The organism is Mesorhizobium sp. M0571 (genome assembly GCF_040320985.1).
Taxonomy (GTDB): domain Bacteria; phylum Pseudomonadota; class Alphaproteobacteria; order Rhizobiales; family Rhizobiaceae; genus Mesorhizobium.
In genome coordinates, this window is the sequence record NZ_JAMYQT010000094.1 from 1 (window position 1) to 10,496 (window position 10,496).

Sequence of the window (10,496 nt, forward strand, 5' to 3'; positions counted from 1 at the left end):
AGGGCTCTCACCTCGGACCCTGCTCTTCGCCACGCGGTCGTCCGTGCGCGACAGGAGAATAGCGCAGATTTATCAAAAAGGCTCTTGTCGATCACATCAGTGGACCATTCATCATTGCAATCACCTTTGCGGTCAGTGAAAGCCCGCCTTCGTCGGTAAGCATCGGCGATTGCGAAGGGAATTAGCTCGCCGTGGATTTCGGTCAAGACGACGAGGAAATCCGATCGGCCGCCCTGTCGCCCTTGTCCCGGCAACCGGAAGTGTCTTGTCCTGCCAACCGGAGTGTCGACCACGTCCTGGTCGTCTTACATACCTCCGCCGCAGCCGTCTGAGAGATCCCAGACGTCGACGACCTGCTTGCCGGTGAAACCGTGCTCGCGAATCAGGAACTTCGCCAGCCCGCCATACACTTTCCAGCGCCAGCACTGACAGCAGCATGGGCCTTTCTCGCTGGAATTGGCCATCGCATAGTCGTAGGCCTGCTGCTCGTCGCCGGAGAGTTTCACATCGTAGTAGGGCATCATCTTCTGTGCGATGCCGGCCGGAATATCGTACGGATCGATTGGGATCATCGCGATCTCGCGGTACCTGGCCAGGCCGCTCACCTGCTCGGCATAGCGCTTCGTCTCCATTGGGCTGCAGCACGAGCCCGTGATCCGCGACATCGCCGGCATGGTCGCGATCGATTCCGTGAACTTGGTCGAACACGTGCTGTTGCCGTTCTGGCTGAGATATCTGAAACGGCGTACCAGATGTCGGGATCCTCAGCGGCGATCGCCAAATCCGGCTCCTTGAGCAAGCTCGCGACCGCAGAGGCGCCAAAGGCGCCACCCAGAACAACCGTCCGTCGGTTTGGGCAAAATATTCGGCTCATTTGCTGGTCCTCGCCTGCTCGATCAGTTTCTTCATCGTTGCGAGGTCGGTCGCGCCGGGGAAAATCTGCTCGCCAACGACGAAGCTTGGCGTTCCGCTGATCTTCAGCGCCTGGGCCAGTTGCGTATTCCGGTCGATCGACGCCTGGATATCGGGCTGCTGCATGTCGGTCTTCAGTTTAGCCACATCGAGACCGACGTCGGCAGCCACCTTCAGCACGACCGCTTCGGACACCCGCGTCTTCACCGCATACAAGGCCTTGTGGAATGCCATGTATTTGCCCTGGCGCACTGCGGCGAGAGCCGCCTTGGAAGCAAATACGGAATCCGTGCTGAGGATCGGGAATTCCTTGTAGACGATCTTGAGCTGCGGATCGTCGGCCATGGCTTGCGCCATGATCGGCGCAACCTGCCGGCAATAGGGGCAGTTGTAGTCGAAGAACTCGACCATGGTGACGTCGCCTTCGGCGTTGCCGCCGACCGGGCTCGCCGGGTCCCGGAAAATCTCGTCCGCCTTGTCCGTCAAGGCGGCTTTGGCCTCTTTTGCAGCAGCCTCGCGCTGGCGGGCGTCGAGGCTCTGCAGCGACTGCACGAGCACCTCGGGATGCGCAAGAATGTAGTCGTGAATGCGCTGGTCGAACTGGTCCTGGGACATCTCGCCCGCGGCGATCGCCTGGTTGTGGAGACCGAGCGCGAGCCAGACCGTCGCGCCGGCCAGCATGAAGGCACGGGCCATTTTGCCGATGGCTCCGATCGATGGATTGGACTTGTGGATCACAGGGTTCTCCTTCCCTCTGTTCGCCGGACCGCCGGCACGTGCACATGATGCCTCAGAACATGCCCTTGATTTTCGCCCACCATCCCGTTTCCTGCTCATGGTGCGGGCGCTCGACATTGTTGGTGAGCGCATTGACGAATGTGACGAGATTAACCGACGCGAAATCCAGGCCATGGAAATTCGCCCGCCAGCGGCCCTCCTTGTCGATCACATGGGTGATGGTGCCGTGCATCTGATAACCATCATCCGTCAGCGTGAACTTGTGGCCGAAGGCCTCCGCCAGTCTGCGGGTCGCATCCTCCGGCTGATCCTCCATCGTGGTCAGGAACAGCCAATTGACGGGATCGAGCCCGTGCGCCGGCCCGTATTTGCTGAGCACGTCCGGCGTGTCCCTGATTGGGTCGGTGGTGATGGTCACAAAGCTGACCCGGTCCTTCATCGGCGTGCCATTCACCATTTTCTGGATCTCGGCAATCTTCTCGGCGTGCAAGGGGCACACATCCGGGCACGATGTGTAGATGAAGTGGAGGACGACCACCTTGCCGCGCAGATCGGCCGTCCGCACGACACGCCCCTCGGCGGTGCGCAGCGTGAAATCAGGCGCCGGCTTGTCGATCGGCTGGAAATATTTCTCGTCGGCCTCAAGCGTGGCGTCGATTTCGTCGAGCGAGTGGGCTTGCGCCGGATACGAAAAGCCCGCGGTCAGCGCCGCAATGGCAATTACGCTTAGCAGCAAGCACCTCCATTCGTTCAAAGCCGATGCAACGCAGCGAGCCTTTAGCCCGAACATATCTGTCCCTTTCTCACTTGGCGGCGATGCGGCTGCGGATGAAGTCGACCATGTCGGGCGCGTCCCATTCGGCCGGCCCAATCAGCCGGCCGATCTCCTTGCCGTCGCGGTCGACCAGCAGGGTTGCCGGAAGGCCGACGGTGCCGATGGCGAACATGGCCTTGCCCGAGACGTCGATGTTGAGGGCGAGGTGCTTGATGCCGATGTCGGCGAAGAACTTCTTCACGATCTCAGGACCGGCGCGGTCCATGGACAGCGCGACGACCTCGAAATCCCGACCGCCGAGTTTGGCCTGTAGGCGATCGAGCGTCGGCATCTCCTTGCGGCAGGGCGCGCACCATGTCGCCCAGACGTTGAGCAGCACGACCTTGCCGTGGAAATCCGCAAGCATTTTCGTTTTGCCATTGCCATCCTCGAAGCTGATTTCCGGCACGGGGGCGGGCGCCTCGTGAACGGCAAAGTTCTGCGGCGGCTCAGCGGCTGATACCGGCCACGAAAACGCCAGCAGCATGCCAACCAGGACCATGGCCAGTTTGCTCACAATGTCCTCACTCGGTCGCGTAGACGGTGGGCGCCTTGCCGCCCTTGGTGAAGGCGTAGACGACGAAGGGGCCTTGCTTCTCACCACCCATGCCTGGGGCGCCGGCCGGCATGCCGGCGAGCGTTATGCGGTGATGGCAGGGCGCTCGGTCAAAAGCTTCTTGACGATCTCGACCGGCACCAGGCCATCGACGATATAGCCATCGACCATCAGCGTGTGGCAGCCTTCGAGGTCGGCCGGCACGCCCGCATCGCTGCTGATCTGGGAGAGATTGTTGACCGGCTTGATGTCGACCTTGAAGCCGTTGTGCTCGAGATAGTTGGCGTAGGACTCGCAGCAGCTGCATTGCGGGTTCTTGTACATGACGGCGTTGATCGTTGCGGCGAAGGCGGGCAGCGGTGTTGCGATCAGCAGGGACAGTGCGGCAAGGCGGTAGGTCAGTTTCATTGCAGTTCTCCTTGGTTGGATAAAAAGTTTCAGGTCACGCGGAACGCTGTCATCAGGCCGGCCATCTGGTGATCGGCGACATGGCAGTGCAGCATCCAGTCGCCGGGATTGTCGGCGACGAAGGCGCATTCGATCGTATCCTTGGGGGCGAGCAGCACCGTGTCCTGCCATTGCCGGTGCGGCACCGGCGAGCCGTTGCGCGAAAGCACCGACAGGCTGAAGCCGTGGACGTGCATGGGATGCCACCAGGCGGTTTCGTTACGCATGGTGAGATGGCAGGTGGCGCCGCGTGACAGCGTGAACTCAGGCGCCATACCGGCGTGGCCGTCGCCGGTCATCGACTTGCCGTTGATTGCCCAGGCGGCGGCGCCGTTCATGCCGGGCATCGCCATGCCCATCATGCCGCCGACGCCGGCGAGCTTGCCGCCGCCCATCATGCCGCCCTGCAGGACGATCTCATGTCTTTCGGCCCTGGCCAGATCGGGGCTCGGCAGCGGATTGGCCGGCAGACGAAGCGGCGCATCAAGGGGATGGTCGCGCAGCGGCGCTCCTGCATCATAGGCAAGCGTCGTCAGGGTGTAAGCAAGGCCATCATAGTAATCGTCGATCACCGCATGTCGGCTGCCGGGGTCGCCCTGCAGGTCGAGCATCACATCGACGCGCATGGCAGGCGCCACCACAAGACGGCCTCCCTCCGGTTCGTGCGGATCGCAGGGCTGTCCGTCGATGGCGACGACAACCGGCCGGTGGCCTTCGAACCGCAGGGCCATGATGCGGGCGAGCGATGCATTGGCCAGCCGCAGCCGGACGCGCTCGCCGGCCCGCACCTTCTGGTCCGCCGGCGGCGCGCCGTTGAGGGTCACGAGACCGCCGACACGGCCAGACATGGCGGCATCCATCGCGCTGCCGAAGCCGGCGGCGATCTGCCCATCGGCCGCAAGCCGCCAGTCCTGCAGCAGCCACAGAATGTCACGGTCGACGGCGACCGGCTCGACCTCCTCGACGACCAGTGCGCCGGCAAGGCCACGGCCGAGCTGGACCAGGCTGTTGGCGTGCGGATGATACCAGAAGGTGCCGGCATCGGGCGGGGTGAATTCATAGATGAAACTTTCACCTGGCCTGATCGGCTTCTGCGTCAGGCCCGGCACGCCGTCCATGGCGTTCGGCAGTCGGATGCCATGCCAGTGAACCGTGGTGTCTTCGTCCAGTCCGTTCTTGACGGAGATGCGAGCGGGCTGCCCCTGGCGTAAGCGCAGTGTCGGGCCGGGGACCGTGCCATCATAGGGCCATACGGGAGTGCGCGGACCATCAGGGCCGGCGAACCGGGCCTGGCCCGGCGCCACCCTGATCCGGTATTCGCCCGTGGCCATCGCCAGCGCAGGACGGATCGGCGCGGCGGCGGCAATGCTTGCTGCCGCAAGCAGGAATTTGCGGCGCGTTATGAACGGATTTGAAACGGAATTCACTCTTGTGACCCCTGCGGTAACCGACGGCGAACGTCGCGACGTCGATTGAATTGCTACCGCGCCCGCTGCGCAGTACGCGCAACCGGGCGATCAAACGCCGCTAACCAGCCGTGGAACGGCAGAAAACGGCGTCAGACGAGAGCGCTGGGCCTTGGAGGGAATGGGTCGGGCAGCAGACTTCGCCCGTGCAGGAACGGGGCGGGAAGCGCCGACGGCAGTTCGGCCTCCGGCAGTCCCGTCACGGGGAGAGCCTCCGGCAGCACCGCCAGAGCCGGTGCGACACAGGTCGGCGCACATTGCATCGGTTTGTCATTGCCGGCCCAGCCCTTGAGGCAAGCGTTGCAGTCACCATCCTTGGCATCGGCCATCTTGGCCATGTCGGCGTCGGTGGTGCCGGTATCTGCGGCCATGGTCATGCCGCCGTCGACTGCCATCCTGGCCGACATGACGGCAGCCTGAGCGGCGGACAGGCTGAACCCGGCGGTCACGACGACCGCGAGCAGCATGACCAGGAGGTGTTTTGGTGACAGGCGTGCCATGTTCGGCCTAGGCTGGCCTCAAAACGCCGCTTTTGCAAGCCCCGACAACGCGACATCGAAACCGTCGAGGGCAGGGCAGCCTGTAAGAAGCATCGTGTCAGGGCAGATCATGCAGCAACCTCTTACACCGGACGGCCTTCGCCGCGTGGTGCTTGTCGTCGCGCTGCTGAACCTCGGTTATTTCGGCATTGAATTCGCCGTGGCGCTGGCGATCGGCTCGGTGTCGCTGTTCGCCGACAGTGTCGATTTTCTGGAAGACGCCTCGGTCAATCTCCTCATACTGCTCGCCATGGGATGGTCGCTGCGTGCCCGCTCGCGGGTCGGCATGGCGCTGGCGCTTATGCTGCTGGTGCCGGGCCTGGCGACGCTGTGGACCGCGTGGGAAAAGTTCAACATGCCGGTGCCGCCGCAGCCGACGGCCCTGACGCTGGCGGGGTTGGGCGCTCTCGCGGTCAATCTGTCATGCGCCTACATGCTGGCGCGCTACCGCCATCACAGCGGCAGCCTTACCAAGGCGGCGTTTCTCTCGGCCCGCAACGACGCCGTCGCCAACATTGCGATTGTACTGGCCGGGCTGGTGACTGCGTTCATTTGGCGCTCGGCGTGGCCGGATTTGATCGTCGGCCTGGGAATTGCGGGACTGAATGCAGATGCGGCGCGGGAGGTCTGGGAGGCAGCTCGGGAGGAGCAGCGCGCTGTTTCGTGAATCCAAAACGCTCAGCGGTGCCAGGTTGCCGACGCGCCAAGGTGGGCCGCAATCGTTAGTAGTCAGCCAGAAACTTGCGCGATTTCTAATATAAGCGCACATTTTCAAAGCGGGCGGGAGGAAGAACGGCTCACAAACAATCGGGAGGAAACCATGAACAGCATGAGCCTCACTACGCTCGATCGCGGCAAGACGACGGTCGACGCCGCCGCCCTGGAGGCGCTTTCGGCGCAATTGCGCGGCTCGGTGCTGCGGGAAGGCGACGCCGCCTATGACGACGCACGCAGCATCTGGAACGCCATGATCGACCGACGGCCCGGGCTGATCGTACGCTGCGCCGGCGCCGCCGATGTCATCGCCGCCGTGAATTTTGCCCGGGAAAACAGGCTTCTGCTCGCGGTTCGCGGCGGTGGTCACAATATTGCCGGCAGCGCCGTCTGCGATGGTGGCCTGGTGATCGATCTGTCGTCAATGAGGTCGGTGCGGGTCGATCCGGCGACGCGGCGAGCATGGGTGGAACCGGGAGCGACGCTCGCCGATGTGGACAGGGAAACACAGGCGTTCGAACTGGCGGTGCCGACCGGCATCAACTCGACCACCGGCATATCGGGCCTGACGCTGGGCGGCGGCTTCGGCTGGATCACCCGGAAGTTCGGCCTGACCATCGACAGTCTTCTCTGCGCCGACGTGGTTACCGCCGACGGCAAGCTGCTGCGCGCCAGCCAGACCGAAAATCCGGACCTGTTCTGGGCACTGCGCGGTGGCGGCGGCAATTTCGGTGTCGTCACGGCTTTCGAGTTCAAGCTCCACCATGTCGGTCCGCAGGTCCTGGCGGGGCTTGTCGTCCATCCCTTCGCCGATGCCGAAAACGTCTTGCGGGAATACCGGTCGGCGCTCGAAGCGGCGCCCGATGAGCTGACCTGCTGGGTGGTCATGCGGCAGGCACCGCCGCTGCCGTTCCTGCCGGCGGAATGGCATGGCAAGGAGGTGCTGGTGCTGGCCATGTGCTATTGCGGCGACCTCGGGGAAGGCGAAAAAGCGACGCAAAGGCTTCGCGCCATCGGCACACCGATTGCCGATGTCGTCGGCCCCAACCCGTTCACCGGCTGGGAGCAGGCATTCGATCCGTTGCTGACGCCCGGCGCCCGCAACTACTGGAAGAGCCATGACTTCACCGAGCTTTCCGACAGCGCGATCGACGTCGTCACGGCAGCGATACCCGGGCTTCCGGGGCCTGAATGCGAGATATTCTTCGCCCATATCGGCGGTGCCGCGGGCCGCGTGACAGCGGATGCAACGGCGTTTCCGCAACGCAGCGCGCATTTCGTCATGAATGTTCACGCCCGTTGGCGCGAACCAGGAATGGACCGCGCCTGCCTCGACTGGGCGCGCGGTGTCTATGAAGCGGCCAAGCCCTATGCCGTCGGCACGGCCTACGTCAACTTCATGCCTGAGGACGAGGTCGACCGGGTCAAAGCAGCCTATGGCGGCAACTATCGGCGGCTTCTGGAAATCAAGCGGCGCTACGACCCCCTCAACCTGTTCCGCATGAACCAGAATTTGCGCCCCGTGGAAAATTTGCGCGCCGCATAGGGCACACGCAACGACAAGGCCCGCGCCTCCGACGGAGGACGCGGGCCGATTTCGACGGCATGCGCTAGGCAGGTATCAAGACGGCGATGCGGTGGATGCCGACCACCTTGCTGGTGTTGGCTGCCTCGTCGGTCTTGCCCTTGGAGCAGGTATACACGTCACCTTCCTTGAGCTTGAATTCCTTGTCGGCTTTCTTGATCGTGAATTCACCGGCGGCAATGGTGCACACCATGTCGTTGTCCATTACCATCGCAGGGGCGGCTGCTCCGGGCTGAAAGACTATATCTACAATTGAGATGCTCTTGTAAGCGGGGATATCGGAATTGCCGGTGCCGACCTCAACCAATCTGACGCCGGGTGCAATCTCCTTGCCTTCCTTCGGGCCGTATTTCTTCACCTTTGCCGCCGCCGCCAGCGTGAACAAAGGCGTTACCGCGGCCGCCGTCACGCCGAGAGCAATCGCGGACCTGCGATTCATGGTTTTCATCGCATCCTCCCATTTGTTGGTCGCGCACGAATGTGCGTGACCAGCGTACATTAGCATAAATGCAGATAATTAGCATAAATGCAGATAATTGCAGAGCGGCGTTTCGGAGATTCCAGGAGCGAACCGTCGGCAGGCCGACCGGATCGCCGGGGGCTTGATGGCGGCGCTGCCGGCCGCACGATTCTTGTCGACCCGGCTTTACTTTGGCAGCCGTCGCCGACCCTGCCCAGCAAGGTCTAGTCATTTCGCTTTCTTGACTCGGCCGACAAAAACGGGCAGCAAAGTCGTCAATGGAGGGCAGTTTTGCTAACTATGCAGGTTTTGGAGGGCGTTTTTCGGTGTGACCGTCGCCCAATCGGCGGTCGGTAGAGGGATTGGTTAACCAACTTTGTCCATCTTTTGAATCAATCGGCAACAGACGCGAAGCGTGCTGGGGGCACCAGGCGAACTGTGAATGTCACGGCTGCGAGATCCGCTAGCCGGCAACGGCCGATTGAGAGTGGTTGAATGGCGTTTGTGAGTGCGAAAACCCGGGGTGACGGTCCTGCAACTGGATTGACTTCGATGAGGCCCGGCCTGCGCTGGGTCGCGGTTCCGGCCGTCGGCGCAGCCATTGCTTTATGGTCGGTGGCGACCTTGGCCGGCCTTTATTCGATCGGAACCTCGCTCACCGCCGCTTCCAACGGTCTCCCGCAAAGCCTGCTCGCGCCGCGCACCATCGCGCTCGCCGATCCTCGCCGCAGCCTTGCAAAGGCACAGGCCCCGACATGGGCCGCGGCAAATGCAGCATTGTCGGCTCAGCTGCAGCACGGATGCGATGCCAACTGCCTGCGGTCGGCGTCGAACTTCGTTCACCAGGGAAAATCGGCGCGTCTCAAGCGCAATATCGTGCCGCTTGTCGCCGATGCGTCGCGGCAATCGAGCTTCGACGACGTGGTGGCCAAGGCCGCGCTGTCGCCGCAAAAGCTTGCCGCTGCCTTTGCCCGTGCCTCCTCCGGCTCACACGTCATGCTCGCCAGCCTGCCGGCCGACGCCCGGTTCGCCGAGCCGGTACGCATACCCGACCCGAACGGCCCGGCATCGGTGCGCTTCGGCCCGGAGGTGGCGGAGATCGAACGCTCGTCGCGCCTGGCGCTGGCGCTGGCAAATACGTTGCCGGAGGAAATGATCGATGTGCTCCCGACAGCCGTCGCGGCAAGCGAGCCTGCAGCTTCACAAGAGCCGCAAGAGCCTGAGGTCCAGTTAGCCTCGCTGCCGCCGCAAGACGACATGCCCGACGGCATTCCGCTGCCGACGCAGCGCCCGCAGGCGGATATCGATCCGCCTGCCGAGGCGCCGCGGGCTCAAGCATCAAGAGACCAGGCATCAGGAGATCAGGCGCCAAAAGACCAGGCGCCAAAGGCCCAGGCACCAAAAACGGAGCCGCCCAAGGCGCGGGCCTCCAGGACCGCCAAGGCGAGCAAGGTCCAGACGGCCGATGCCCCGCCGGTCGAGACGCAACCCGGCAGCCTGTCGCCTCGCAATTCGTCACAAGCGGCTGTGCCGGCCGTGTCGGGCAAGCCGGGCAAACGGTCGAAGACGCAGGGCGGCGACATGCTGGCCTATGCCAAGCCCGACATGCCTTCCGGCGGTCTCGGCGGAGCCTTCAGGAACCTGTTCACCACGCCCGGCATGGGCAGCGGCGTCGCTGTCTACGACATCTCGGCCAAGACCGTCTATATGCCCGACGGCTCGCGGCTGGAGGCACATTCGGGACTGGGCGCGATGGTCGACCAGCCACGCTACGTCCACAAGAAGAATGTCGGTCCGACGCCGCCCGACACCTACAATCTGACGATGCGCGAATCGCGCTTCCACGGCGTCGAGGCGATCCGTCTGACGCCGGCCAGCGGCAGCAACAAATATGGCCGCGACGGCCTGCTTGCCCACACTTACATGCTGCGCGGCGGGCGCGCGGAATCCAATGGCTGTGTCGTTTTCAAGGACTATGCCCGCTTCCTCGCCGCCTATAAGAAAGGCAAGATCAAGCGTCTGGTCGTGGTGCCGCGCCTTAGCAAGCCGCTGACGCGGGTCGCCCAGGACGGGCGAGGGGCTTAGGTCGTTAGCGGCGTCTCAGAATGAAAGCCGTTCCTGCGGTGATCCTTAGCGCCCCCCTCTGTCCTGCCGGACATCTCCCCCACTCTCATGATTGCTGACAATGGCCTTTGACATAAGCTGCAGCCCGCCGATCCGATCGGCGGTCGAGGCACTTGTACGGCGGATATGAGGTGCAAGAGG

The 10,496-nt window shown here is 63.3% G+C and carries 11 protein-coding genes and 1 pseudogene; 3 read left to right on the forward strand and 9 right to left on the reverse strand.

Features of this window, described 5'->3' with window-relative positions; genetic code table 11:
• From NKI85_RS36475 to NKI85_RS36510, 8 genes and pseudogenes are all read right to left on the reverse strand, one after another.
• The coding region (locus NKI85_RS36475) for a hypothetical protein (protein WP_352532124.1) at positions 1–206 on the reverse strand (206 nt) is incomplete at its 3' end.
• A gap of 99 nt (positions 207–305) precedes the next feature.
• Positions 306–674 carry a hypothetical protein gene (locus NKI85_RS36480; protein WP_352532122.1) on the reverse strand — a complete coding sequence of 123 codons (369 nt, stop codon included), beginning with the start codon at positions 672–674 and terminating at the stop codon, positions 306–308.
• 196 nt (positions 675–870) lie between these two features.
• Positions 871–1,650 carry a DsbA family protein gene (locus NKI85_RS36485; RefSeq protein WP_352532120.1) on the reverse strand — a complete coding sequence of 260 codons (780 nt, stop codon included), beginning with the start codon at positions 1,648–1,650 and terminating at the stop codon, positions 871–873.
• Between the two features lie 52 nt (positions 1,651–1,702).
• Positions 1,703–2,386 (reverse strand): SCO family protein, encoded by a 684-nt coding sequence (locus NKI85_RS36490; protein ID WP_352532118.1) that lies wholly within the window; start codon positions 2,384–2,386, stop codon positions 1,703–1,705.
• Between the two features lie 67 nt (positions 2,387–2,453).
• Entirely contained in the window at positions 2,454–2,981 is a 528-nt protein-coding gene (locus NKI85_RS36495; protein WP_352532116.1) for a TlpA family protein disulfide reductase, read from the reverse strand.
• Positions 2,982–2,988: 7 nt separating this feature from the next.
• Positions 2,989–3,428 (reverse strand): annotated as a pseudogene (locus NKI85_RS36500) (DUF411 domain-containing protein).
• 29 nt (positions 3,429–3,457) lie between these two features.
• The gene (locus NKI85_RS36505) at positions 3,458–4,894 is read right to left on the reverse strand and encodes a multicopper oxidase family protein (protein ID WP_352780656.1); all 1,437 of its coding nucleotides are present in this window, start codon (positions 4,892–4,894) and stop codon (positions 3,458–3,460) included.
• Between the two features lie 131 nt (positions 4,895–5,025).
• Entirely contained in the window at positions 5,026–5,433 is a 408-nt protein-coding gene (locus NKI85_RS36510; protein WP_352532110.1) for a hypothetical protein, read from the reverse strand.
• Positions 5,434–5,542: 109 nt separating this feature from the next.
• Between NKI85_RS36510 and NKI85_RS36515 the strand changes: the two genes are divergently transcribed.
• Both NKI85_RS36515 and NKI85_RS36520 read left to right on the forward strand, forming a co-directional pair.
• Complete coding sequence (locus NKI85_RS36515; protein WP_352532108.1) at positions 5,543–6,139, forward strand: cation efflux transmembrane domain-containing protein; 597 nt, start codon at positions 5,543–5,545, stop codon at positions 6,137–6,139.
• Between the two features lie 153 nt (positions 6,140–6,292).
• Positions 6,293–7,732: an FAD-binding oxidoreductase gene (locus tag NKI85_RS36520; RefSeq protein ID WP_352532106.1), complete on the forward strand. Its 1,440-nt coding sequence runs from the start codon at positions 6,293–6,295 to the stop codon at positions 7,730–7,732.
• A gap of 64 nt (positions 7,733–7,796) precedes the next feature.
• Here the strand turns inward: NKI85_RS36520 and NKI85_RS36525 are convergent, their stop codons facing one another.
• Positions 7,797–8,219, reverse strand: coding sequence for a hypothetical protein (locus NKI85_RS36525; protein ID WP_352532104.1), 423 nt, complete (start codon positions 8,217–8,219; stop codon positions 7,797–7,799).
• A 564-nt stretch (positions 8,220–8,783) separates the two neighbouring features.
• On the opposite strand from NKI85_RS36525, the gene NKI85_RS36530 reads away from it, so the two are divergent.
• The gene (locus tag NKI85_RS36530) at positions 8,784–10,316 is read left to right on the forward strand and encodes a DUF2778 domain-containing protein (protein ID WP_352532102.1); all 1,533 of its coding nucleotides are present in this window, start codon (positions 8,784–8,786) and stop codon (positions 10,314–10,316) included.
• The last annotated feature ends 180 nt before the right edge of the window (positions 10,317–10,496 follow it).

Excerpts from the sequence above, each read along its gene's own strand:
- NKI85_RS36480 (WP_352532122.1), bottom strand. The coding sequence starts at position 674 with ATGCCGGCGATGTCGCGGATCACGGGCTCGTGCTGCAGCCCAATGGAG.
- NKI85_RS36510 (WP_352532110.1), bottom strand. The coding sequence starts at position 5,433 with ATGGCACGCCTGTCACCAAAACACCTCCTGGTCATGCTGCTCGCGGTC.
- NKI85_RS36515 (WP_352532108.1), top strand. The coding sequence starts at position 5,543 with ATGCAGCAACCTCTTACACCGGACGGCCTTCGCCGCGTGGTGCTTGTC.
- NKI85_RS36520 (WP_352532106.1), top strand. The coding sequence starts at position 6,293 with ATGAACAGCATGAGCCTCACTACGCTCGATCGCGGCAAGACGACGGTC.
- NKI85_RS36525 (WP_352532104.1), bottom strand. The coding sequence starts at position 8,219 with ATGAAAACCATGAATCGCAGGTCCGCGATTGCTCTCGGCGTGACGGCG.
- NKI85_RS36530 (WP_352532102.1), top strand. The coding sequence starts at position 8,784 with ATGAGGCCCGGCCTGCGCTGGGTCGCGGTTCCGGCCGTCGGCGCAGCC.